The sequence below is a fragment of the Sulfobacillus thermosulfidooxidans genome (genome assembly GCF_001280565.1).
Taxonomy (GTDB): Bacteria; Bacillota; Sulfobacillia; order Sulfobacillales; family Sulfobacillaceae; genus Sulfobacillus; species Sulfobacillus thermosulfidooxidans_A.
Genome location: NZ_LGRO01000001.1, coordinates 166501 through 189990, shown reverse-complemented (window position 1 = coordinate 189990; position 23490 = coordinate 166501). Strand labels below are relative to the sequence as shown.

Here is a 23490-nt window from a genome sequence, read left to right as displayed (position 1 = left end):
GGGTCAGAAGGATTCGGATTAATGACGGCGGGGCTTGCCGTCGGTGGGGCCATCAGTGCAGTGTTTTTTTCCATGGTCGTCATTAAGCGGCCAACCCCTCGAATGACATTCTTCGCGAACATGGCTGAGGGACTCATGCTGGTTGGGGTGGGAATTTGGCGCGGGTTATGGGGCATCATCGTCATGCTTGCGGTCATTGGTGTCTCGGAAGGCGTTGTCAATACAATCGCGCCCAGTGTAAACCGAACGATCATTCCGCGAAGAATCTTTGGCCGCGTGATTAGTTTTATGATCGTCCTCATGTCGGCCTCCGAGCCCTTGGCTAAGGCCGCAGCCGGCTGGGTCATTGGCAGAGCTGGGGTCAGTCGAGTGCTTGTATGGGGCGGAGTGATCGAAATCCTTGTTGTAGCTATAGCGTTCTTTCTCGCTCCCGTTAGAAACTATGCCCGAGCTGTCAATTCGGACAAAGATGGAGGTTGTCTGAGAGATGGCCAGTAATGCAGACGACTTGTGAATACGGATACTTCGAGAGTCCTTATCGGTGGATGGCCGGGAACGTTGGGGACCACGAAACAGAAGTTTCCGAGGCTCACGGTCTACCGCACATTCCGCAGCACACGCTCTTGATTCGTTTGCAGCGCGGCGCTCTTAGTACGTTCTTGAGCTAATGCTGACCAAATGAAAGGTGGTTTTTAGAACTTGGACAGGCCAGTCGTGAAGTTGGTGCCATTGGCAAAAGTACTTCCGCATGAAGAGTGCGAAATTAATCACTTAACTTCTATTAAGGAACAGCTACTGGCTACTCGAACCTTGTTCAATGTCCCGGTGGCGCTGCCCGCCAAACGTGATGAGGAGTATATCCTCCTGGATGGCACTCACAGAGTAGCTGCGATGCGCGAGCTGGGATATTCCTTTGTGCCTTTGCAGATCGCGAAAGATGAAGGAGTCAAAATAGGTACGTGGTCGCATGTTGTAAGTGGTCGGGAGTGGCTTCGCGAGTTGGCGCGGGGTACAGATACCGCAATAGTTTCAGATGTGCGAGACATAAGGGGGGTTTTCGTAAAGATTCAAACGCCGGCGGATGTGACCTTTCTTGTGGGCAAAGAGCATCACGCTGTCCGGTCAGATACGCAGAAAAAGATGTCGCTGTTCCGACGGGTGTCTCTAACCTATACGACCTACAAACGAGCGGATGCCCCCATACTAACCGCGCACGAGGACGCCTCGATGGTGTCGTTTGTACCAGGGTATTCGCTGTCCGATGTGAGGGAAATTGCCACATTCCGTATCCGACTGCCCCCCGGTATTACCCGAGTTCTCTATGGTGGACGAGTTCTTAATCTCAACGTTCCCTTGGATTTTTGCTTTCGGCTTCCTGACAGTACTGCATGGACCGACTTTTTAGAACAGAGGATGCAAAATGCGAGATTTTCCGCTGAGGAGGTTTTCAATTGCGAGTGAGCCACAGATAATTCTGTGAACCAAACCGTCTAGAAGACTTGTGGCATGTTCGATCCTTTAAACACACTAGAAGGTCGAATTTTGACTAACGATACATTTCTTTATTTGACGCGTGCTCATGTTGAATTGATTTGTCAACAACTTGATCCGGAGGCATTGGTTCAAGAGGTGTTTCTGTTGCACGCCGAGCAAGACACCACTTTGCCAGATGAAGCCTATCTTCACTGGGATAACAGTGCTGGCCAATCCGTTCGGAGTTTGGACATGCCAGGGTACCTCGGTGGGGCATGGAAAGTTGCAGGGACAAAAATTATCAATGCTAACCCTGCGAATGTCTCGAGACAGCCCCCCCCCCCCGAGCTGACGGTTTGACCGTGTGTTCAACGAGATTACCGGTCGCATCGAGTGTGTCATGAACAGCACGTTTATCTCTAGCTTACGCAGGGCCACTGTATCTTCTTTAGCAGCCCGGTTGTTCTTAAACGAGAACCCGGAGACTATCGTAATACTCGGCGCGGGGGCTCAGGCTGCCATGCAATTGCAAGTTTTCGCTTGCACGATGCCAACCCTTAAAAGGGCATACATCTATGATGTGGACCCTCAAAGATCGGACAGTCTCAGGAAACAAATGTCAGGGGTCATTGACATTACCATTTCGCAGTCTGCTCGTGAGGCAGTGGAACTGTCTACGCTGGTTATCCCGTTGACAACGGTCACCGAAGGTTACATCCAATTCGACTGGTTGCGTCCAGGTTCGGTTGTTATAAACGTGTCATGGGATGACGTTTTGCCCGATGTTGTCTTTCGGGCTGAAAAAGTAGTGGTCGATGATTGGAGTTTTGTCAAAGCTGATGACAAACGGTTGCTCGCCAGACTATTTCGTGCGGGGAAGGTTGCTGTTCCCTACGACGAAAATGTTCCCCCTGGCACCCGGCGAGTCGATGGTGAATTGGGGGGGCCTCTTACTACGGGGACAATCCCTGCGAACGAGCCCGGAGGACATTATATTGGTCAATCCATTCGGCATGTCCCTGCATGACGTAGCGATAGCACACCATGTACACGACATAGCCAAAACCATGCCGTCATTGGGACACAGAGTTCCTCGGTAGAACACTGTAGAAGCGGGATCTGATTAATGGCAATTCGCAAGAACATTCTATCGCTGACAGACATGTCATCGAACGACATCATTCAAATTGCGTCGCGTGCCGTCGAATTGAAGAAAGAACGCACGATATCTGGGAAACTTCTTAATGGCACGATTATTGGCACATGCTTTCTTGAGACCTCAACGAGGACCCGAACTGCCTTCACTGTAGCTGCGCTTCGTTTTGGTGCCGATGTAGTTGCTTATGGTCCCCGGGACTTGCAAGGCATTATGTGATCTCACAACACTTTTGGAATATTTTGGAGACATCCGTGGGCGTCGCATTCCGTCGGCGTTAGGTACCGATGATGGACCGCATTAACCATTTGTGTGATATGGTAGCTAAGGCGGTTAAGCTGCGCCGAACGCCTTTACCCCAACGTTTTGAGGGGTAGTTCGTTAACACAAATGCGACGCGACTAATGCACACAAACTTTTGAAAAAATATTCCAATGAAATCGAGAGACTTAAAATTCTTGTGATTGGGACTTCATTCCCCCGGTCTAAGGGACATTGGCGCGATTGGGCAGATCTAGACCAGTCATCGATTCGATCACGGGAACCAGTGAGTTTCCGCCGCGACGCGGAAAGCTTAGCTAAAGACCATCTTAGCGAACTAGATACGCATGTAATTACACTTTGGGCTTAGTAAGAACTGACGGGAATAACTGGCGCGGCTTTCATGCGAATGCTTCCGACAACGGGAATGTGACGTATGATTCTACTAGTGCCCAGTGGACTGTTCCGGCTGTCTTGGGCGATTCCTTTAGTACTTCCAATCCGATTTTTCTTATTGAGCGGACGAATGGAACAACCAAAACAACTCTCAATATTGGTATGCTGAAAATTACCGTCAGAATATTTAAATCAACGACATTACGGGAGATATTTTGGCAGAACCCACGACCAATACAGTACGATCATCAACGGCGGATCGTTTACTCTTAAGGGGGTAAACTGTTATTAATGGAACGCATTATTATCAATGGACAGGAATGGTGCCCTCATTCCGAGCAGAATTTCAAAACTCAGGCCGCGTTTATCAACGCGAGACCTTTGACAATTAATTCCGTCGGCAACTGGTCTCCATATCGCCAAGTTACCTTGTATTTCACCCATGCGCCAGAAGGTCTAAATGGTCATGCGTGGCGGACGGATGTCGATGTCGATGTCGAACGATACACCAATTTTGGCGCCGTTCTGTTCGGAGTCGCAGAAATTCAAAACGGATGCTTTTCCTGGTCCGGAATTTATCCCGCGTTTGTGCGATCGAAGCGGGTCTATGTGGTTCTTGCTATAGCCGACGACAGGAGCTATGGAAAGACCATCTGTATCTACGTCGACGGATCGGCCTACTGGCGACGCTCGCCGCGATGCCTCATAACCTTCTCACCAGGTAAGGTATCGGAGTATCGCGCATCACCTTCTGACACGATCAACCCTTGCGTCGCGTAATGCAGCCGAAAGCCGTGGTATCAAGTCGCGGCTGAACCGTCACTCGTACGGGTGACTTTTGGGACAGCTCCTTGCCTCCGGGCCATCGCCACCCAGGTGTAGCCCACTCCAGATAAGTCGGATAATCCCACTAGTTATGCCAGGAGAGGGTATTTGTAGTGATGTCATATACTCCTGTTCCTCCCAGGCTACCTTGGAGGGAAATCATATTCCCCTTAAAACCGGTAATAGTTATCTGACCCGCATTAGGAATGGCTAGAAAATTTGGGTAAAGATTATTCCGATAATTTTCCCGAATGATAATCCCAGTCTGAGGGGAATTAGCTACACTGCCCGTTAAAACGGCCCAATGAATTTGATCGGTATAGACCGGGGAGCTTAATTTATAATAAATCGTCACGGATCCAGGTTGAGGAATTGTTGGAACCAGCTGAGGAGTCGGAGTCATTTTTGGCCCAGTCCATTCCATGCCCTCTGGGATCTGGCCCGGAATATAAGGCGCGCCATTGGTGTGGTTGTGACGAGCGATGTCATTACGAATAATTTGTTGTTTCATCTGCAGGAAAGAAGTCGGTGTTAATTTTTGAGCGTATAAGAGGTGGATCGAACCTACGGAAAGAACCGTCAATGCGATGACTGTACCCGGAATCCCCCATCCCATTCGCATGAACATCATCCACCTCTCATAAAAATTTTAAATGTTATCAAGCCAATTAATGTCACTTTGACTTGTTGTCGAATTGCTATCGAAGTCGTTAAGAAAATTTTGCCATACTTCGGATACCGGAGAAATATGTGCGGCATACCGGTACTTATCCTGGGCACCCGAGAAATAAATCGATGATTGCCCATTGTTAACGCCCCATAAGCTGAACGGTTGCCATTCCTGTAATATCATCATAATTATTATCGTCATCATTTTCGCATAAATCTCAGGAAAGGCGTAAGAATATGTGTTCCCCCATGCCATATTGTAGATGGCTTGACCCGACGAATAGCCGAGAACGGCATTTCCGAAACCATATATCTGAAGGTAGAAGCCAGAATTGGCGACAAACGTATTCATGGCTTTATCGAAGGCGTTTGCGTTTGACTGACTGGCCATTGGGATTCGAAATCAACGTCACCCTCCAGATATGCATGGTTTCCTCCTGAAAGGTGGGCCACGATGTTCAACCAAAGAAATATTCAATCCGTAATTATTCAACCCACAATTTTCAACTTGATTATCCGACGCGATCAACAAAGCATCGACCTTTCACATAGGTTCCGATTGCACCTGGTTGCATTGCAGATACTTATACCCCGAAAATCGATTACTGAACACAAAGAACGTCACAAACTGGGATTTAACCACGGAATAGGTGCTATAGTAGTCGTTAAAATCATCACTATTGCAAGAAGCCAGTCAAAGACATAAGAATAACCAAAACCATTACGATATGAGAATGGTAATGCATTTGAATCGCCCACCACAGTACTATTGCGTAACCGTTAAATTGCCAGCATTCGTGTTTTTCGGATATGGAGGAAAACTACCCGCCCCTGACTTCCGATTTTTAATTGAGGGAGAAAAGATCCTCTTGAGAAAAATAGAGGCGAACTCGCCAAACTGCATACGTGATTTACCGAGTGCTGCTTCCCTCGCTAAAAGATTGTCACCTCTCATGGATGAACGGTTCGAAGAGATCCAAGGGCTCGTCACAAATTTTTAACACACAGTGATCCACCACTGAAATTAACAAATAAGGAGGAAAAGGATACTATGACCTCTGTAATCAAGGTGGTCCTCGGGGTAGCTGTTATCGCATTGCCAAGCATCTTCATAAAGAGGCATCTTCAAACGACTCTACAACCGACTTCACCGGTGGTTTCGTCGATTCCGGCTCCACCCAAGGGCTTTAATCCGTTGACTGCAACAGACGCGCAGTTAGCTAAATATGGCTTGCCACCTCGACCAACCCCAGTAGGATCGCCCCAGTACAAAGCCTGGGCTCAAGCTGTGACAGCCGCTAAAACTCCGATTACTCCCGTGTTTCACGAAGTCAAAGGAGTGAGCGATCCACCTCCCCCACAATGAAGCGCATGGTGGGATGTGATCAATTTGCCACACGAATAAAGTGCACGATTTCGCCTGTTTGTCCGATCAATCACCCTACGCGAAAAGAAATCGGAAAATGGGAAAGGGTTAAATGGGATATTGAGATTAAAGATGATTTGGGAACGCTCTACCATGGCGGAGAGGCAGCGGAGAATAATGAGGAAGTGCGGTCTATAGTGCCCTGCATTCCGAGGAAAGTCACATAGATCCAGGTAACTATTCGCCCATATAGGCATCACACCCCCACATTCGCGTTCAAAATGAAGGTCGCTGACATTTTGCGTGTATAGCCCGTTCGCTATGCATATCCGATCGACTAACGGTCGCATAATTATTGTCAGTATCTCAGAGTCGGCTTCTAAATACGGGCCCACTCCATACAACGCAGGAAATATTTGAGATGACGGGACACGTTTGGAATTAGTATCAACCATGAAAGAGCAGGTACCCATTAGTTCTGGTCGTAGTACGCGAGAGCGCCGTATTGGCTCTCGCGATCGGCCTGATGCAAGACGCCGGTCAGCCCATTCCCCGTCCATAAAAAAGCTCAATCGCTCGTCAAATGCCAAAGTCACCACATCGGGTTGTGGTTGCTGTGTGCGCAAAGCCTCTGCCATGACGGTTAGACCTCACAGATACAAACGATGAATGAAAGGGGCTTAAGAGCTAATAACCAAAGATCGACATTCAGGGACAATGCTCCAGGGGTTTGAAAAGTGTAACCACCCAGCCAAACAGGGGAATTGTTTACGCAATCCTGTGTCCGCATTTGCAAATTGCTCAAACATTTGCTGAACCATCTTCACGTTCCGTTCATAAAATACGACATTGTGTTAGATTACGAAACGGGTCGTGATTTTGTAATTGCAATTTTAAGATTCTCCCTGTCTTACGAGATCACCCTGGTGTAGTCGAAGGATTTAATCCTCAGGAGCTGCGACATGTTTTCTCTTGTCGCTGTGGATTGATGCTATCATCATGGTTAATCATCTCGCTGATTATCATTTTCATACACTGATCACATGACCTTGACCGCGTACAATTTTTGTGATGTTCCCGACCCGGAATCCCAACAATAGTTGCGTTATTGAACAGCCCGATTAATTTGGATAGATGACATATGTAGAACCTTTTCCCACACCGGTGCAGTGTAGCCACCGATGCCTGATGGTTCATTGTTACTTACTGGGATGACGCCCGCAAGAACAGCAGGTTTTAAGGGTACGAATTCGGCCACAATCGTCGTTGGCGGAATATCCGCAATGTCCCCGTCAGGACCCGGCCACTGGGTGCCGCTAAACGTCTGCGGATACAAAAACACCGTTCCTTGCAAAGTAATGTATAACGTTAGCGGAACGTTTTGTCCGGAATGGGTTTGAACATCTGAGGCAATTTTAATCTTCTCATTTTTATAGAGATAGGGAATCCATCCAGGGGGCACACGCCAATGATTAAAGGAATCTTGCCCATGCCACGATGCAGGGAATTGGTTTAAGGACGACTGGCCATAAAGAGGCCATGGATGGCTAGCCAAAGCAGCGGGGGGCAAATGGCTCGGTAATATCCAGGGAATAGTCAAAGGAGGATTCAGTGACATTGTCTGGTCAGAGACAGATGTCTTATGACTCGGAAGAGGGCGCGTTACATGGTGAGATTTTTTCCCATCGGTTGAACGGTGATGTTGGTAGACATCATACCCTGCCAAAGCACACATTACCAATACTACGCCCAACGTGTAGACAATGTAATGTCTCATGAGGATTCCTCCAGACGAAAACATAGAATGGAATAATAAATCGAATTTAATAACCATAATGGGACTCTTAGGGTTACAACAGGCATAAAAGCGGGTAGTTACAAGGTTGCCAACAGTATATACGGAACACCTTTTCGATTCGGCATCTTGTCATGCGGAATCGCGTCTTGCCCGTGGATGTGTTGCGGAAGTGTTAAGGATATTTCTTAATATATTCCCTTGTCTTCATCATCTTTTTGGGTATTACACATCTTCTTTTTGCTCCGCGATGTGCAATCGTTGAACCAGAGGATCACCAGAAGCGATCCTACAACATTTGTGAAATCGTCAATCCGCTTAATTCCGTGTTCTGGTTCGTTCGAGCTGGATAACGACTCTTTTCCCATAGCGAGTTCCTCGATCAAAACAGATTAGAGTCCTGATCTTCCCCCGATACTTGGAGCAAGTGGATTAGTCAACGAATAATCTACCGTCACAGGATTTTTATGGCAGATTAAATCTTAACCAATGATTTCGGAAATTAACCCTCAAACAGGGAGTTAAGATTGCTCGTTACTATAAGTTTTGTTGTTTGGTCTGGCCTTGCCAACGCCCAATCCGTCACAGCTGCGACACCACCTGCACGATTTTATCGCAAGCAGGCCCGCGACTCATTGACGGGGTCGCAGGGATTGGACCGCATAGTCCCGGACCATGGTGAAGGCGCTTGGTAGGCATTAGGTTTAGGGCGATCATGGTGGGACTGTGGATCATCGGAGCGTTGGGATTGGCCGACGCCACTACGTTCGCCGCATTTGTGCGGATTTTTGTGGTGACCGCCGCGACTTATGACGCCATGATTCTCGGCGCGATAAGATTGTGGAGCACGCATCGACCGACTCATTTTCCTTGTGATTATGAAGAGTCTTAGCATCTTTTTATGAGCGCAGGACAGTTATGCGGCCGACCATCTGCCTAAGGGGACCACAACAGGCAATCTCCTCCTGGCACGGAATGACATCGGTCAGGCTCTCTAAGTGGAAAGATATTCTCCTCACCGTTGCCCGGGAGCGCCTATACGTAGCAAGACTCATTAGACGTCGTGACCGTATCGTTAACTTTTCGATACCTGTTTTGGTCCACTCCCCCATCAGGCGCAAAGTGCCCTGCAAGCCCTGGTCCAAAGAGATTCTCACGCTTTTTAGATAGCAGGTAGACAATTTCAACTCTTGTTGGCCGAGAAATTGCCTCATACATCCATTCAGGTACTATCCTTCGCCTTCCTGTAGCCGAATCCTCCACCCTGGTAGACCGATCTCACGATGAAGACCTAAGTCACTCGGAGAGGCATTATGTTTCTCCGGGTTGTTTGTATGCCGCCCGCATCATTTCGGCTCTCTTCGATTGTCTTCCAGCCAACTGGGCATGCTACGACATAGGACAGAACGGCCAAAAAGTTCAGGATAAATTGTCCCAGGGTATGGTTGACATTGTCATAAAATCCTTCACAATATACCCTATGAGGTATATTGTGCCCTGTGACAATGTAAGTAAGCCGTTTCATGCTAGCTTTCGGATCCCTTTCTTGTGCACGGGCAGGGTATCAAATCAAATTTTCAAGGAGTGATCGACCATGGCAATTTTAACAGCCGAAGAATTTGTGTCTCAGGTCGAACGGGGCATGGCGCTATTTTTGGATATTAATCCGCCTCAAATTTACAGTAAGGGTCACCCAGCTGGCACCTATAACTTTCCGTTTCACCGCCGTGCTTGGGGTGAAGAGGTCAAACGAGCCTTAAACGGCCAAAATCCTCCTATTGGCCTTTATGCCGACAATCCGGCTGTAATTCAAGCCGCAGTCGAAAGTTTGGAACAGGCCGGTTTAAATGTCGTATTTACGTGGGATAAAGGACTTCAAGCATGGCAAGATGCCAAATTGCCTGTCGAACGCGTCATTGATCTCACCGTCGATGAATTGCGCCAAAATCTCGACAAGTACGTAGTTATCGATGTCCGTGAAGCTTACGAATTGCGTACTGGCAAGATTCCTGGTGCCTTGCACATTCCCATGGGACAAATTCAAAATCGTATCAATGAACTCGACAAAGACAAGACCTATGCTATCGTATGCGCATCCGGTGGTCGGAGCTCATCTGTCGCCGCTTGGATGTCCCAACAAGGTTACAATGTGGCCAATGTGGTCGGTGGAATGTCATTGTGGCTTGGCGGAGGGCACCCGGTAGAGCGCCCATAAGCGTATACCAGGTTCAAGTCAAAGCGGCTAGAGGTTATCTAGCCGCTTTGACTTGGTCGCGTGTTATACCTAACTGGATTTGTGCGCATGCAGGGCTTCGTAAACCGCTAAATTTAATTCAACGACATTGACCCGGTCTTTTCCGAAAATGCCGAACTGGGGTCCCAGAACATGTTGATCGACAAGGCGGGTCAAAAATCCTTCACTCAATCCTGTAGCTTTGGCAACCCGTGGAATTTGAATGAGAGCGGACTGGACGGTAATATCGGGATCTAATCCGGATCCCGAACTCTCTACCAGACTTATCGGAATTTGAGACACTTTAAGTCCCGGAATACTCTCCTGCAGGACCTTGATGCGCGCCTTGACATGTTCCAGAAGTAATTTGTTCGTGGGACCTAAATTACTCGGGCCAGAAGCTTCGGGATTATAGGGCGGCGTAGTCGCAGACGGTCTGCCCCAAAAATATTGTGGTTGATTAAAATACTGCCCCACATGCTGCGATGCCACAACTTGGCCATTCACTTTAATCGGAGATCCGTTCGCCTGATAGGGAAACAGAATCTGACTGATACCGGTCATCACCAGCGGATATCCTAATCCTACTAGCAACCATGTTCCCAATGTCACGCCAACAATCGGTCGCAACCATTTCATCACACGCATCTCCTTTATGCCAGCCCAAATAAGCCTAAGATTCGGTCAATGCCCCAAATTCCAATAAAGGGGATAATCACGCCAAGAATTCCCCAGTTAAAAATATTTCTTGCCAACATTTTGTCCGCACTTTCCGCGCGGTATTTTACTCCCTTAATCGCAAAGGGAATGAGTGCGGGAATAATCAGGGCATTAAAAATCAAAGCCGATAAAATTGCTCCATGGGGTGTTTTTAGTCCCATGATGTTTAAGGCTCGTAAGCCCGAAAGTTCAGGTACCGCAGCAAACATCGCAGGAATAATCGCAAAGTATTTTGCGACGTCATTAGCAATCGAGAATGTCGTCAAGGCCCCACGAGTAATCAAGAGCTGCTTCCCCACCATGACAACATCTAATAATTTGGTGGGATTCGAATCTAAATCAATCATATTCCCCGCTTCTTTTGCAGCCATAGTTCCGCTATTCATTGCCAGTCCCACATCGGCTTGAGCCAGAGCGGGCGCATCATTTGTCCCGTCTCCTGTCATGGCGACAAGTTTTCCTTCTGCCTGTTCCTTTTTGATAAGAGCTATCTTGTCTTCTGGTTTGGCCTCTGCAATAAAATCGTCAACTCCAGCCTCTTGAGCAATCACGGCAGCCGTAATCCGGTTATCGCCTGTGGCCATGACGGTACGTATTCCCATGGCACGAAAATCGGCAAAGCGTTCCTTTAATCCCGATTTCACAATGTCTTTGAGACGGATAATGCCGAGCGCCCGTCCATCGACTTCTACTGCCAACGGTGTGCCACCATCTTTAGCCACCACTTCCGCATTGACTTCTAACTCACTGGGAGCATCCTGGACAATGGCACGAATTGCGCTGACCGCTCCTTTACGCACCTGGCGACCATCAGCTAAATCAATTCCGCTCATCCGCGTGTGCGCAGAAAATGGGACAGGTTCTCCTGTGTATTCGGGCAGGGTATCCAAATGGAGAATTTTTTGAGCCAACTCGACCACCGATCGACCTTCTGGGGTCGTATCCGCTAGAGAGGAGATCAATGAGGCCTCCGCTAATTCTTCCACACTGACTCCTGGTACCGGCAAAAATTCCGTTGCCATTCGATTACCAATGGTAATCGTACCGGTCTTATCAAGAATAATGGTATCAATATCCCCTGCCGCTTCGACGGCGCGGCCACTTTTGGCCACAACGTTCACCAGTGAGACACGGTTCATCCCAGCAATTCCAATCGCCGAGAGCAACGCTCCAATAGTTGTCGGGATTAAACAAACCAGTAAAGCTACCATGGTGGTAATATTGGCCGCATGCGGTCCAAAATATCGGGCAATAGGAACCAAGGTTACAACCACCAGAACGAAAATCAATGTGAGCACTCCAAGCAATGCCGATAAGGCGATCTCATTGGGGGTTTTTTGCCGTTCCGCTCCCTCGACCAACGCAATCATGCGATCTAAAAACGTCTCTCCGGGATTTACGGTAATTTCAAGGACGAGCCGATCGGATAACAGCACCGTGCCGCCAGTCACCGCATCTTCCTTAGCTTTGACTACAGGAGCGGATTCACCCGTAATAGCCGATTCATCAACCGAGCCCACACCTTCCAGCACAACTCCATCACCCGGAATCATATCCCCCGCTTCCACCACAACTTTGCTCCCTCTCGTCAGCTGCGAGGAATCGACCAAAGTCATACTCCCATCAGGTTGCAATACTTTAGCCCGGGTCGACGATTTTGTCCGTCGCAAAAAGTCGGCCTGAGCTCGCCCACGCGCCTCCGCATAGGCTTCGGCAAAGGTTGCAAAAAGAATCGTCATCAACAAAATCACAGCCACCAGTGTGTCATAACTCCGGTCTGATGCATTTTTAGCCACCACGTCAAGCCAAATCACAACCGCAGTTCCCACTTCAACCACAAACATAACAGGATTGTGAATCATTTCACGCGGATCAAGTTTCCGGAAAGTATCTTTTAGAACACTGCCCACATAATTCTGTGAAACCGGGGCGTCTTGAACTGCCAAGATATCAAACTCCTCTCTTCACACACGCTCAGAATAAATGATGGGCTAACATGAGATATTGTTCGGCGATCGGACCGAGTGCCATGACGGGGAAGAACGTCAGGGCATTCAAAATAATAATGGCGCCAAATAAAATGCCACCAAACAACGGGGTATCCGTATGCATGGTACCCGACGTTTCTGGAACTGAGCGTTTGTTTAGTAAGGATTCGCCGATAAGAAGCATTGCAATGACAGATGCGTAACGGCCAATAATCACGACAATTCCCAGCGCGATCTCGTAAAAGGGTAGCGAGGCACCTAATCCCCCAAAAGCCGAACCATTATTGGCTGCTGCTGAGGTAAAACCATAAAGAATCTCTGATAACCCTTGGGGACCTGGATTAAAGACCCCGTGCAACCCTTGAGGAGTTGCCACAGCAATGGCACTCCCCACCAAAATAAGTAGGGGATGAAGTAAAAACGCGATAGACGCCAAAGATACTTCCCGGGTTTCAATTTTTTTGCCTAAGAACTCGGGCGTGCGTCCAACCATCAATCCCATTAAGAAAATGGTAATAATGACAAACATCAACATATTCAGGAGCCCAACACCCTTGCCACCAAAAACCATATTGAGAAACATGCCCAAAAAGAAGCTAAGCGAGGACAAAGGCAAATAGCTGTCGTGGGCACTGGCGACCGAGCCCGTGGTAAATGCCATGGTCGACGTTTCAAAAATACTGGTGCCACCAATGCCAAATCGCAACTCTTTGCCGACCATATTCGCATGCGAATGAAGGCCCAGGGCATTAATCACCGGGTTTCCTGCCATTTCCGGAAAATAAATAAGCGCTAACATGATGACATAGAAGCTGGCAGACACCCCAATTAATGTCCAGGCAAGACGCTTTCTTTTGGTCATTGCGCCAAAAGCATAAAAGAATCCTATGGGCAACAGGCCCATCGAAATGACTTCAATGACATTAGAGAAAGCAGTCGGATTTTCCAACGGATTGGCACTGTTAGCGTTGGTATATCCTCCGCCATTTTGGCCTAGATGTTCAATAGCTTCCCATGATGCAATAGGTCCTTGCGGAACGGTTTGAGTTTGGCCGGTAATCGTGTGGATATGAAGATACGGTCCTAGGGATTCCGGTACCCCTTGACCAACTAATATTAAGGTCACTATCACCGATAAGGGCAATAACAGCCTGGTCACCATTAACGTGAGATCCACGAAAAAATTCCCAATTTTTCGCCCACTCAGCATGCGAATAAATGCAATGCCAGCCGCCCCACCTGTTGCGGGCGTGACGAATTGCAAATAAGATAGCACCGCGAACTGCGAAAAATAGGACATGGTATTTTCGCCGGAATAGGCCTGCCAGTTGGTATTGGTTGTAAAACTCGCGGCGGTGTTAAATGCCAATCGGGGATTGATATCCGGAAAATGTTGGGGATTAAATGGTAATGCCCCTTGCATGCGTAGCAACAAATATGCCCCAATTAACCAGGCAAAGTTCGTCAGCAATAAGGCAATGGCATAATCCTTTGCCGTCATAGTACTATCTCTTTGAATCCCCATCACGCGAAATAGAGCATTTTCAATGGGTTTCAAGGGTTTATCCAACCATGTCGGTTCAAAAGTAAAGACTTTAACAATATAGTTTCCTACAGGTTTGACCGTTAGGGCAAAGACTGCAAAGATCACAACCCACGTCATCACTGTCTGAATAGACAAAAAACACCCTCCTAAATGATGACCTTATTAAAAACGTTCGGGATGAACAATGACATACAGCAAGTAAATCATCAACGCCACAGAAATACCCAAAAGAATCCAATCCATAAAATATCCTCCTGACCTTACAATTTGCTCAAAAATTGGGTCAGCAATACCAATCCGGCAAATAGGATAATACTTAGCCCGATCATTTCGATGTCCAACACGCTAAATGCCCCTTTCTTTGCTATCAGCGCTGGGGTTGCCTTAGTATAGCAGCCCCATCATAAAGAAATCCGTAAAAACTCGGGGATGCAGCATAAAAAATGCGTAAAAAAATTGCCGATATCCATGGTATAGTCAAAGATATTCTAGCTGAACATCTAAGAGGTCCTAATATGCGTAAATCATCTTATCGAACATTGAGTCTGTCCCCAAGGCCTTGGCGATGGACAGCCACTCTTTTTGCCATGGCTGGTGTTGCCATTACTATCCTGTTGTTTCATCAATTTCTCTCGCCCCATTTACCGGCGAAATGGCACGATCCAGCATTGGCCATTATTCTCCTCATTGGGACAGGGTTTTTTTCGTATTTAGTGTTTGGCATGTTATCCCAGCAACAGACAGCTGTTTTGGAAGCCAATCAGCGTTTAGAAAAACAGCGTGATGGTCTTAACGCGCTGCGCGAAGCGTCCTATGCCATGACGACGGTTGGTGACTGGACGGATATTGTGCAGAATGTAGTGGATGTGGCACGACGGCTAACCGGGGCAAAATATGCCGCATTAGCCGTTCTCGAAGATGACGAGACCTATACAATCCGGCAATTTTTTACATCCGGGGTTAGTGCAGATCAAATTCACCAGATTGGACAATATCCTACTGGTCGCGGCCTCTTAGGAGAAGTCATTCGCCACAGGCGCCCTATTCGCTTGCAGCGTCTACAAGACCATCCGGCATCCATCGGATTTCCTCCCCATCATCCACACATGGAAAACTTCTTGGGATTGCCCTTATTGTATCAGAGTCAAGTTATGGGGCATTTATATCTCACAGAAAAGGCGGATGGTTTCACCGCAGACGATCAGGCCATTGTGGAGTTATTTGCTAGACAAGCAGCCGCCGTTATTGCGAATGCCCGTTTCTATCAGGAACGAGAAGTGTTCGCAACCCTTAAGGAACGGGAACGCATTGGACGAGATTTGCATGATGGCGTCCTTCAAACGCTTTATGGCATCACGCTGTCTTTGGACAATCTTGTCGATAGCCACGATACACTGGATGAGGCTACTGCCACCGAATTAAATCGCATTAGCGAGACCTTAGGATTATTAATGACAGAGATCCGCTTCTTTATTCAAAGTTTGGAGTCCACCTCGATTGACTTTCGCATTGCTCTGGCCGATATGCTACGCCGGCTTGGGCCCATGGATGATATCACCATGACATTCAACGACGAACGCTATTTGGAATTACATCCAGATAGAATTCATGATTTGCTCTTAAGCATCCAAGAAGCCGTTTCCAATGCCCGCATTCACGGACATTCCCATCACATTGTGATTGAATGGACGAGTACAGAGGAATTTTATCAGGTTACCATTAAGGATGATGGAGAAGGTTTTGTTTATCATCCCGACACAACCCACACGCATTTTGGCATCCGCAATATGACCAAACGGATCGAGCGATGGCATGGACAAGTTCACATTGATAGCCAGCGGCATGTCGGGACAACTGTCACCCTCCAGATTCCATGGCTATAATGATAATTAATTAGGGTTTCATGACTGATTAAAGGAGGCCCATGACCTATGGCCAATGATAACGCGATACGCGTAGCAATTGTCGATGATCACGAAGTGGTCCGCATTGGCTTACGCAATATGATTGAGCGCCAGGACGATATGAAACTCGTACAAGAATGGGATTCGGGAAAGGACGCGATTGAGCATATTCCCGGCCAAGTCGATGTCGTCGTGCTCGATGTCCGGTTACCCGACGTTAATGGTCTAGAAGTTTGTCGAATTCTTAAGACTAAGGATCCGCACCTTCAAATTATTATGCTGACATCATTCGGCGGACAGGATTTGGTGGTGGATGCGGTCAATGCTGGGGCCTCAGGTTATTTGCTCAAAGAAAGCCGCGGCCGAGCGGTTATCGACGGAATTCGCACAGTTGCTCAAGGTGGAGCATTATTTGGCCCGGAAGTCACGTCTCAATTGCTTGATCGCCTCCGTAATCCCAAAACAACAGTCGATCCTGTGGCGACACTTACCGCTCAGGAACAAAAGGTATTAGAATTGATTGCCCAAGGGCGGACCAACAAGGAAATCGGCCAATTAGTTTTTCTCAGCGACAAAACCGTAAAACATTATGTGAGCAATATTTTGAGCAAATTAGGGTATACGCGGCGTTCAGAGGCCGCGGCTCATTATGCCCGTTATATCGCTCAGGAAACAACCGAACAAAATTCGAATTAATCTTGACTAATTTATTCATATTTCCTATTCTAATTATCAATTATTCACCTCTTATGGAGAGTGGCGGAGGGACTGGCCCAATGATGCCCGGCAACCGGCCTAGATGGTTATGGTGCCAATTCCTGCAGCAATTTGCTGAGAAATGAGAGGCCGACACGCATTGCCGGCTTTGCCGGCTATTTTTTTTACACCATATGGGATTTACCCAACTCTTTAACCATTAAGGGGGCCAGAGAACACATGGATGAGCAGCAATGGGATATTGAAACGATGGCAATTCGCGCAGGATACCGCCCGGACCAAGAGACCTCCGCTATTGCCGTGCCGATTTATCAAACCGTGGGCTATGCTTTTCACGATGCTTCCCACGCGGCACGATTATTTAATCTTGATGAACCCGGCAATATTTACACTCGCATCATGAATCCGACCACCGATGTTTTAGAAAAACGTATTGCCCTGTTAGAGGGCGGCAAGGCCGCTGTGGCTTTTTCTTCCGGAATGGCAGCCATAACCGCAGCAGTACTCAATTTATGCCGAGCAGGTGATGAACTCATTGCCTCCACGTCGTTATATGGAGGCACTTGGACATTATTTACCTCAACTCTGGTGGATTTTGGCGTCACGGTGCACTTTATTTCGGAAGATCAATTGCAGGACGCTGATCGCTTGATTAATGACCGAACCCGTGGGGTATATGTGGAATCCATTGGCAATCCCGCATTAAATGTCACGGATATCCAGGCATGGGCAGAATTCGCCCATCGGCACAATATTCCTTTACTGGTCGATAATACCTTCGCCACCCCCTATTTAGAACGTCCCCTCGAGTATGGTGCAGACATTGTTATTCATTCTTTAACCAAATGGATTGGAGGTCACGGCACATCTCTTGGTGGCATTGTAGTCGATGGCGGCCGCTTTAATTTTAACACGGAGAAATTTCCGCAGTTTTCGCGCCCGGACCAAAGTTATCATGGACTCGTCTTTGGAGACCAGCCTAATAGTTACGCCACACGGTTACGGACTAAATTACTCCGGGATACCGGCGCAGCACTCTCCCCACTTAGCGCATTTTTGATATTAGTGGGTCTGGAAACCCTTCCTGTTCGCATGAAAGCAGCATCGCAATCCGCCTATTATTTGGCCACACAGCTACAAAAACATCCCATGGTAAGTTGGGTAAACTACCCAGGTTTACCTGGTAACCCGTCTTATCCGTTAGCGCAAAAATACCTTCGCTCCGGTTATTTCGGAACTATGCTAAATTTTGGTGTAGTCGGCGGACGGCAAAATGCTGAAGCCGTCATCAATGCCCTCAAATTATGGCTCCTTGTAGCCAATGTCGGCGACGTTCGTTCCATGGCCATCCATCCCGCCTCCACCACTCATCAACAGTTGTCTGCTGAAGAGCAAGAACTCGCCGGAGCAGGTGGTGACTTGATTCGTCTATCTGTCGGGTTAGAAAGTGCCGAAGATTTATGGCATGACCTTGATCAAGCGCTATATTCCATTTCAGTTCCTGCAAACCCAATCCCTCACGCATAAGTTGTAAACTTCGGCACGAGAATAACGGCATGACACAGTCAAAACTTTGGCAGTCGACGCCGTTTTGGGCATTATCCCTTGGTCTTTTTCTCAATTCGTATATTTACGGTGTGGCCGCCTCTCAAGCGGTGTGGCTTAAAAGCCACACCGTCCTTCTTTTAGCTTGGGGCCCACTTCTTCTCGCATTGGGTATTGGCCTAGGAGGCGTGTTAGCCGACTATCTGGGCCGCTTAAAATTATTAATGGGAACACCTGTGCTGTATTTCAGCGGATCTTTACTAATTTTATGGCGTCCCCATATCATCGGCCTTTTAATCGGATCTTCCCTCCTCTTAATTGCTGGGGGAATAGAAAGTAATACGCTGTTAACTTACGCCCAAGAATTAATCACGCCCGGCTTACGCGTCCAGGCACTATACACGGAGCTCAATTTCGTCAATTTGGGGGGATTTGTGCTAGCTATTTATACCTGGATTGCGCCCAAATTACCGGCGTCTTTCCGTCAAAATGCGGTGGCCATTGTGCCACTTTTGTTGTCCGTACTCTCTTGGATCGTGAGATCACAACTCGTTGAGTCCGCCGCGTGGAAGCGTCACCGAGGTCAAAGCATTACCTATGCACAATGGGTCAAATTTTTCCCTCGTTTGCTGGTGTCATCCGCGTTTTCTCTCACCAACACGTCAGGCTTTTCATTATTGACGTATGCTTTTGGCACGGTCTTTTTCCCGCACATTTTTCCTGTCTTCCTCCTAATCAGTACAGGTACTGCGGTGGTGATTGGCCTAAGCGCACCGGTAGTGGCCAAATGGCCCGTAAACCGGTTTCTCGTCTATGCCTATCTATTATCTGCTGTGTCTGCTACCGTCCTACGTCTTCACCCTTATCCGAAGGGTGGGCTCTTTTGGTTTGTCATCATCACATTAAGCGCGGGAACGTCTTTGAGTTATCTCGGAGAGGACACATTTAAATCTGCCCATTGGCCCGATTTTTACCGGAGCCGCTTTACCGCGATTTCTCGCATCATCGGTCTCAGCGGCTATACCTTGATTCTTTGGGCTTTAAACCGCCAAGCGCTGAATATCTTTCTTACAGTAATTGCGGGACTTTGGTGGATAGGATTTTTGAGCGCGCTGATATGGCACGTCTTCTACGGGACAGATTGGGCACAGGAACAGGCTCCAAAATCGTAATACGGAATGAATCAACCTGATGAACTTGTTTAATGCGCCAACATGCTTTAGTAGCCAGGATTTTCAATAGACGCAAAGAATATAATCGTCCGTGATGAGTCGTCATCTGTACTTCAATGCTAAATAACTGGGCCCAGAGATCTAAATCAGCGTCGGTGGTCACCAACACCATCCGGGTGGATTTATGGCTAGCGTGCCTTAACCGCTTCAAAAGCGTTAAGGTTGTTTCAACCGAAAAATTTTCAATCAACCGAATCAGACTAATGACATCAAATGTGCCATTCGGCAAAGACTGGACAATATCTCCGGCCCATAAGGTAATATGGGGATGTTTTAAGTGCTTGGCAACGCGCGCAATGGTATCAGGCGTATCGGCCATCGTCACTTCGACCCCGGAATTGGCTAAAGTCTCTGCTAATGTCCCACTGCCGCCGCCAACGTCCATCCACCTCATGGGATTGGATATCGGCACATACTTCAAAACATACATATTGATTGGCCAGCTCGACTCTCGCAAACGGTCATTTTCTGAGGATTGAATACACGATGTGATTGCCGGATGTGAATCATGACTCGCCAAGTTAAGCCATCGTCTCATCGTATCCATACGATGGATCCGGCGTGCATGCCCTGATGTGCCGACCCAATACCATTTATCTGCCAATTTCCGGACATAGCCTAAATTGTTGAGAATTGAAAACAAGGATTGCCAAGAGATTGTGAGATGGCCCTGCAGTCTGTCTAAATCCTCGTATCTGGCACCATCCTGTAAAGCCTGGTAGAGTCCGGATGCAACCGCGGCATACAAGACCGCATCAATGTAAAATTCTTGTTCCATTAATGCCCATTCCGCTATCAATGTCATTCCCCTTTCCAAGACCGATTCCTCGACGTGTTCTTTACACATACGTTGGTACCGGTAAAACGTGCACGGTCACCACCATGACGAGTGAAATGAGAAGACCATGAAGTCTCTATGAAAGAGTTCATGACATTCACGGATGTTTGCTCTTGTTGTCTCTTGTTGTCTCTTGTTGTCTCTTGTTGTCTCTTAAGGTTGGAATTTTCCCAGTGTTTTTCAATTTTGACTTCCGAGAAGCCGTCCCCATCAACGGGTATATGGACTTTGAATGATCTTAATGAGCTAAGACTGACCAATTTTTTATAGCCATTAAAATCATCGGACCAACAAACATCATCAGCACATTGAGAAGCAATAGCGCGGGCAAAAGCGTCAACCATAAGGGATCTGATTGCTTTTGTAGGGCTTCTTCCAATGCGAGTTGTTCTTCCATATCCCATGCTTGAGAAATCGCATCTTCAGCTTGAATACCATTTTGATAACCGTAGGCCATCATCGTAGCTACCAAATCTCCTTCCGGTCCCGGATATTGGGTCCGAAACGTCAGAAGAGCAGATGAATCCGATCGCTGTGCTCCAATCAATTTCGCCAAGTAACGAATATCGAAAGCCACTTCTGGAACCGCTAACACAGCTTGGTCAACCGCTTGCCAAAAAGTCATTCCTGCCGTTAAGAAAAACGCCGTAGTCCGCCAGAATCGGACAAGGTTCCAACGCTTTTGGCGTATCATTTTCCGGCTTAGAGGTGCCTTCCGTCCGCCCAAGACACCTAATAGGCTTATCACCGTGAGTAACATCGCACCAGCGATAGTCGGGTGCCATAACCATGGGACAAACAAACCGACAGCCACCCATATCAGTGATGTCCACCGCAATGTGCGCGAATACCACACCATGGTCACAATTCCTAAGAATAAAGCCGAAATCATCGCGGTCATTGTCGCACCTCGTTGCGAATATGCCAAGCAAAAATGTGTAACACCAAAAAACTAATGAGCCCGGATAAGATCAGCATGACATGTCCTAATCCCGTCGCGATGAATACTTCATAAAATGTCGGAATAGCAATTTTCAATAAGAGAAGAACGGCATAAGGAGCCAGCGTGAGGATGACAACTGTTGATTCTAACGTCATTTCTTCCAACCGTCGTTGAAAACGCCACCGTCGCGTGAGCGCCATGTGTTTTATCACATGTTCTACAATGTTCTCTAAGGATCCTCCATAACGATCGGCCCATTTAGCAGAACTCGCCACAACCCGTATTGCATCGGTCGACCACTGTAATGACAATTCGTCGAGCACACGATCCGGCTCCGCATATAGATGAATTCGCGAATCCGCCCGTCCCAGGTCATCTAAAGCATAGGCCAAACTTCCCCGCGCTTTTAACATGCGGTTGAGACGTCGCAAGAACAGTTCAGTTTCCTGTTCATTCAATTCTTGTCGCCGACGGCTGAGACGACTTGTCCAAAATGTATCTAATCCCCAAAGCATTAACAAGGTGGATACTGCCACAATATGATTGGGAAGTATTAAGGATATAAGACTACCTATGGATAGCAAAACCGGTCGATAGGAGGATAAAAAGCCTGTGATACTAAGACCCAACAACCCGGCACTCAATAGAATAGAACTATGCATCAAATGCCCCTACCTTAACGAATCCGGGTTGCGGTCCTTGTTGATATTGCCAAATAATATTCATAGTATCTTGAAGCGGTTGTTGAATGGATTCCACACGGCGAACACCATCCGGGTAACGGCGAACATAAATGATCACGTCTAAAGTTTCTCGAATCTGCTGCACTAACTGATCAAACGGGATACCTAATTGACGTCTTGAACACATGCGAGCTAGGCGAAAAATCGTAGCCACGCCACCCGACTGACTGTGCACAGTAGACAAGCTCCCGGGATGTCCTGTTGACATCGCTTCAATGAGTTCCATGGCTTCCTCACCGCGTACTTCTCCTACAATAATGCGGTCAGGACGCATACGCAATGCGTTAATCATCAAATCATGAATGGAATAATTTCGGTGCGCTTCCAAACTTACCGTATTGGCATGGCGGAGGTTCAGTTCCCGCACGTCTTCAATAGTAATTAAGCGTTCCCTATCATCCACGACAGACGTGAGAAGGCGTAACAACGATGTTTTTCCAGAACCAGCCCCTCCCGCCACCACAATGTTGCGGCGTTCCCGAATAAAGGTCGCCAGTTCCTCCCATATTTCTGCAGTTAATGTTCCCCCTAACAAATAATCATCTAACGTTAAAGGTTTATGACGCGCTCGGCGAATAGTTATGGCTACTTGTTCCGATATAGGAGGAAGCACACAGTGAATTCGGGATCCATCCACCAATTGCGCATCACACACTGGAGATTCCGTGTTCAATACCCGGCCCGCACGACTCGCTAAGCGTTGGGCCAAAAGCGTAATATCTTCTTGACTGAGAAATTTTTGGTCGACCTGTTCAATATGCCCCGCACGTTCACAAAAAATCTCTTCCGGTCCATTGACCATAATTTCGGTCACCCGATCGTCAGTTAACAATGTATCCAAGGGGCCTAATCCTGTAAGCCGATTTAGCAGTGAACGGCGATACAGGGTCATGGACGCAATGTCCAATCCCTCTTCGGCAATCACCTGATTAATGGCATCTTCCAATTTCCTCAGCCGTTCGCGGTCCCAGACCAAATGTCTCAGCAATTCCGGATACCGGGATTGTATGGCTTGCTGCCAGCGGTCTACACGCACTCCCATTGAGGTGGCTTCTTCCTGAGCATGCGTTTCCCAGACTGTCGATGATGACCGGCTCGCATCTGTAGGTTTCCATGAGTACTGGTTCATGCCTTTACACT

Annotated in this window: 24 protein-coding genes and 1 riboswitch; of the genes, 13 read left to right on the top strand and 11 right to left on the bottom strand. The window is 47.7% G+C overall.

Annotated features, from left to right (window positions below; genetic code table 11):
* The first annotated feature begins 21 nt into the window (after positions 1–21).
* From AOA63_RS00940 to AOA63_RS00915, 6 genes are all read left to right on the top strand, one after another.
* The gene (locus AOA63_RS00940) at positions 22–498 is read left to right on the top strand and encodes a hypothetical protein (RefSeq protein ID WP_053957950.1); all 477 of its coding nucleotides are present in this window, start codon (positions 22–24) and stop codon (positions 496–498) included.
* 216 nt (positions 499–714) lie between these two features.
* Positions 715–1461 (top strand): hypothetical protein, encoded by a 747-nt coding sequence (locus tag AOA63_RS00935; RefSeq protein WP_139061419.1) that lies wholly within the window; start codon positions 715–717, stop codon positions 1459–1461.
* An 81-nt stretch (positions 1462–1542) separates the two neighbouring features.
* Positions 1543–1833, top strand: a complete 291-nt coding sequence (locus AOA63_RS00930) for a hypothetical protein (RefSeq protein WP_139061418.1) — start codon at positions 1543–1545, stop codon at positions 1831–1833.
* Positions 1834–1837: 4 nt separating this feature from the next.
* Positions 1838–2500 (top strand): hypothetical protein, encoded by a 663-nt coding sequence (locus tag AOA63_RS00925; RefSeq protein WP_082343648.1) that lies wholly within the window; start codon positions 1838–1840, stop codon positions 2498–2500.
* 99 nt (positions 2501–2599) lie between these two features.
* Complete coding sequence (locus AOA63_RS00920; protein WP_053957946.1) at positions 2600–2848, top strand: hypothetical protein; 249 nt, start codon at positions 2600–2602, stop codon at positions 2846–2848.
* Positions 2849–3577: 729 nt separating this feature from the next.
* Positions 3578–4066 carry a hypothetical protein gene (locus AOA63_RS00915; protein ID WP_242848247.1) on the top strand — a complete coding sequence of 163 codons (489 nt, stop codon included), beginning with the start codon at positions 3578–3580 and terminating at the stop codon, positions 4064–4066.
* Between the two features lie 130 nt (positions 4067–4196).
* On the opposite strand, the gene AOA63_RS00910 is transcribed toward AOA63_RS00915, so the two are convergent.
* Positions 4197–4733, bottom strand: coding sequence for a hypothetical protein (locus AOA63_RS00910; RefSeq protein WP_053957945.1), 537 nt, complete (start codon positions 4731–4733; stop codon positions 4197–4199).
* A gap of 27 nt (positions 4734–4760) precedes the next feature.
* Positions 4761–5171 (bottom strand): hypothetical protein, encoded by a 411-nt coding sequence (locus tag AOA63_RS00905; protein ID WP_053957944.1) that lies wholly within the window; start codon positions 5169–5171, stop codon positions 4761–4763.
* A 660-nt stretch (positions 5172–5831) separates the two neighbouring features.
* Between AOA63_RS00905 and AOA63_RS00890 the strand changes: the two genes are divergently transcribed.
* Positions 5832–6146 (top strand): hypothetical protein, encoded by a 315-nt coding sequence (locus tag AOA63_RS00890; protein WP_053957941.1) that lies wholly within the window; start codon positions 5832–5834, stop codon positions 6144–6146.
* Between the two features lie 1105 nt (positions 6147–7251).
* Here AOA63_RS00890 and AOA63_RS00880 read toward each other — a convergent pair.
* Positions 7252–7923: a hypothetical protein gene (locus tag AOA63_RS00880; protein ID WP_053957939.1), complete on the bottom strand. Its 672-nt coding sequence runs from the start codon at positions 7921–7923 to the stop codon at positions 7252–7254.
* 733 nt (positions 7924–8656) lie between these two features.
* On the opposite strand from AOA63_RS00880, the gene AOA63_RS19495 reads away from it, so the two are divergent.
* Both AOA63_RS19495 and AOA63_RS18740 read left to right on the top strand, forming a co-directional pair.
* Positions 8657–8833: a hypothetical protein gene (locus AOA63_RS19495; protein WP_171822555.1), complete on the top strand. Its 177-nt coding sequence runs from the start codon at positions 8657–8659 to the stop codon at positions 8831–8833.
* Positions 8834–9535: 702 nt separating this feature from the next.
* The gene (locus AOA63_RS18740) at positions 9536–10156 is read left to right on the top strand and encodes a rhodanese-like domain-containing protein (RefSeq protein ID WP_020373865.1); all 621 of its coding nucleotides are present in this window, start codon (positions 9536–9538) and stop codon (positions 10154–10156) included.
* A 69-nt stretch (positions 10157–10225) separates the two neighbouring features.
* On the opposite strand, the gene kdpC is transcribed toward AOA63_RS18740, so the two are convergent.
* The 4 genes from kdpC to kdpF are packed head-to-tail and all read right to left on the bottom strand — an operon-like array spanning position 10226 to position 14671.
* Positions 10226–10813: a potassium-transporting ATPase subunit KdpC gene (gene kdpC, locus AOA63_RS00865; protein ID WP_082343647.1), complete on the bottom strand. Its 588-nt coding sequence runs from the start codon at positions 10811–10813 to the stop codon at positions 10226–10228.
* Between the two features lie 14 nt (positions 10814–10827).
* Positions 10828–12840: a potassium-transporting ATPase subunit KdpB gene (kdpB, locus tag AOA63_RS00860; RefSeq protein WP_053957936.1), complete on the bottom strand. Its 2013-nt coding sequence runs from the start codon at positions 12838–12840 to the stop codon at positions 10828–10830.
* A gap of 28 nt (positions 12841–12868) precedes the next feature.
* Positions 12869–14563, bottom strand: coding sequence for a potassium-transporting ATPase subunit KdpA (gene kdpA / locus AOA63_RS00855; protein WP_053957935.1), 1695 nt, complete (start codon positions 14561–14563; stop codon positions 12869–12871).
* A gap of 27 nt (positions 14564–14590) precedes the next feature.
* Positions 14591–14671 (bottom strand): K(+)-transporting ATPase subunit F, encoded by an 81-nt coding sequence (kdpF, locus tag AOA63_RS20490; RefSeq protein WP_076007339.1) that lies wholly within the window; start codon positions 14669–14671, stop codon positions 14591–14593.
* Positions 14672–14943: 272 nt separating this feature from the next.
* On the opposite strand from kdpF, the gene AOA63_RS00850 reads away from it, so the two are divergent.
* From AOA63_RS00850 to AOA63_RS00835, 4 genes are all read left to right on the top strand, one after another.
* Positions 14944–16311 (top strand): GAF domain-containing sensor histidine kinase, encoded by a 1368-nt coding sequence (locus AOA63_RS00850; RefSeq protein WP_053957934.1) that lies wholly within the window; start codon positions 14944–14946, stop codon positions 16309–16311.
* Between the two features lie 48 nt (positions 16312–16359).
* On the top strand, positions 16360–17028 hold the full coding sequence (locus AOA63_RS00845) for a response regulator (RefSeq protein ID WP_053957933.1): 669 nt from the start codon (positions 16360–16362) through the stop codon (positions 17026–17028).
* Positions 17029–17076: 48 nt separating this feature from the next.
* Positions 17077–17177, top strand: a riboswitch (SAM riboswitch).
* 91 nt (positions 17178–17268) lie between these two features.
* On the top strand, positions 17269–18576 hold the full coding sequence (locus AOA63_RS00840) for an O-acetylhomoserine aminocarboxypropyltransferase/cysteine synthase family protein (protein ID WP_053957932.1): 1308 nt from the start codon (positions 17269–17271) through the stop codon (positions 18574–18576).
* Positions 18577–18605: 29 nt separating this feature from the next.
* A complete protein-coding gene (locus AOA63_RS00835) occupies positions 18606–19766 on the top strand; it encodes a hypothetical protein (RefSeq protein WP_053957931.1) in 1161 nt (386 codons plus the stop codon).
* On the opposite strand, the gene AOA63_RS00830 is transcribed toward AOA63_RS00835, so the two are convergent.
* The 4 genes from AOA63_RS00830 to AOA63_RS00815 all read right to left on the bottom strand — a co-directional run bounded on the left by AOA63_RS00830 (position 19663) and on the right by AOA63_RS00815 (position 23479).
* Positions 19663–20631, bottom strand: a complete 969-nt coding sequence (locus tag AOA63_RS00830) for a methyltransferase (RefSeq protein ID WP_171822554.1) — start codon at positions 20629–20631, stop codon at positions 19663–19665. The genes AOA63_RS00835 and AOA63_RS00830 overlap by 104 nt on opposite strands.
* A gap of 271 nt (positions 20632–20902) precedes the next feature.
* A complete protein-coding gene (locus AOA63_RS00825) occupies positions 20903–21565 on the bottom strand; it encodes a hypothetical protein (RefSeq protein ID WP_053957929.1) in 663 nt (220 codons plus the stop codon).
* On the bottom strand, positions 21562–22269 hold the full coding sequence (locus AOA63_RS00820; RefSeq protein WP_053957928.1) for a type II secretion system F family protein: 708 nt from the start codon (positions 22267–22269) through the stop codon (positions 21562–21564). Before AOA63_RS00820 ends, AOA63_RS00825 begins: the two co-directional genes overlap by 4 nt.
* Entirely contained in the window at positions 22262–23479 is a 1218-nt protein-coding gene (locus AOA63_RS00815; protein ID WP_053957927.1) for a CpaF family protein, read from the bottom strand. The genes AOA63_RS00820 and AOA63_RS00815 overlap by 8 nt, the downstream gene beginning before the upstream one ends.
* Positions 23480–23490: the final 11 nt, after the last annotated feature.

Coding starts and splice junctions, on each gene's coding strand:
- AOA63_RS00840 (WP_053957932.1), top strand. CDS start 17,269: ATGGATGAGCAGCAATGGGATATTGAAACGATGGCAATTCGCGCAGGA.
- kdpC (WP_082343647.1), bottom strand. CDS start 10,813: ATGAAATGGTTGCGACCGATTGTTGGCGTGACATTGGGAACATGGTTG.
- kdpF (WP_076007339.1), bottom strand. CDS start 14,671: ATGGATTGGATTCTTTTGGGTATTTCTGTGGCGTTGATGATTTACTTG.
- AOA63_RS00820 (WP_053957928.1), bottom strand. CDS start 22,269: ATGCATAGTTCTATTCTATTGAGTGCCGGGTTGTTGGGTCTTAGTATC.
- AOA63_RS00915 (WP_242848247.1), top strand. CDS start 3,578: ATGGAACGCATTATTATCAATGGACAGGAATGGTGCCCTCATTCCGAG.
- AOA63_RS00830 (WP_171822554.1), bottom strand. CDS start 20,631: ATGACATTGATAGCGGAATGGGCATTAATGGAACAAGAATTTTACATT.
- AOA63_RS00825 (WP_053957929.1), bottom strand. CDS start 21,565: ATGACCGCGATGATTTCGGCTTTATTCTTAGGAATTGTGACCATGGTG.
- AOA63_RS00845 (WP_053957933.1), top strand. CDS start 16,360: ATGGCCAATGATAACGCGATACGCGTAGCAATTGTCGATGATCACGAA.
- AOA63_RS00835 (WP_053957931.1), top strand. CDS start 18,606: ATGACACAGTCAAAACTTTGGCAGTCGACGCCGTTTTGGGCATTATCC.
- AOA63_RS00940 (WP_053957950.1), top strand. CDS start 22: ATGACGGCGGGGCTTGCCGTCGGTGGGGCCATCAGTGCAGTGTTTTTT.
- AOA63_RS00905 (WP_053957944.1), bottom strand. CDS start 5,171: ATGGCCAGTCAGTCAAACGCAAACGCCTTCGATAAAGCCATGAATACG.
- AOA63_RS00815 (WP_053957927.1), bottom strand. CDS start 23,479: ATGAACCAGTACTCATGGAAACCTACAGATGCGAGCCGGTCATCATCG.
- AOA63_RS00920 (WP_053957946.1), top strand. CDS start 2,600: ATGGCAATTCGCAAGAACATTCTATCGCTGACAGACATGTCATCGAAC.
- AOA63_RS18740 (WP_020373865.1), top strand. CDS start 9,536: ATGGCAATTTTAACAGCCGAAGAATTTGTGTCTCAGGTCGAACGGGGC.
- AOA63_RS00850 (WP_053957934.1), top strand. CDS start 14,944: ATGCGTAAATCATCTTATCGAACATTGAGTCTGTCCCCAAGGCCTTGG.
- AOA63_RS19495 (WP_171822555.1), top strand. CDS start 8,657: ATGGTGGGACTGTGGATCATCGGAGCGTTGGGATTGGCCGACGCCACT.
- AOA63_RS00880 (WP_053957939.1), bottom strand. CDS start 7,923: ATGAGACATTACATTGTCTACACGTTGGGCGTAGTATTGGTAATGTGT.
- AOA63_RS00910 (WP_053957945.1), bottom strand. CDS start 4,733: ATGCGAATGGGATGGGGGATTCCGGGTACAGTCATCGCATTGACGGTT.
- AOA63_RS00890 (WP_053957941.1), top strand. CDS start 5,832: ATGACCTCTGTAATCAAGGTGGTCCTCGGGGTAGCTGTTATCGCATTG.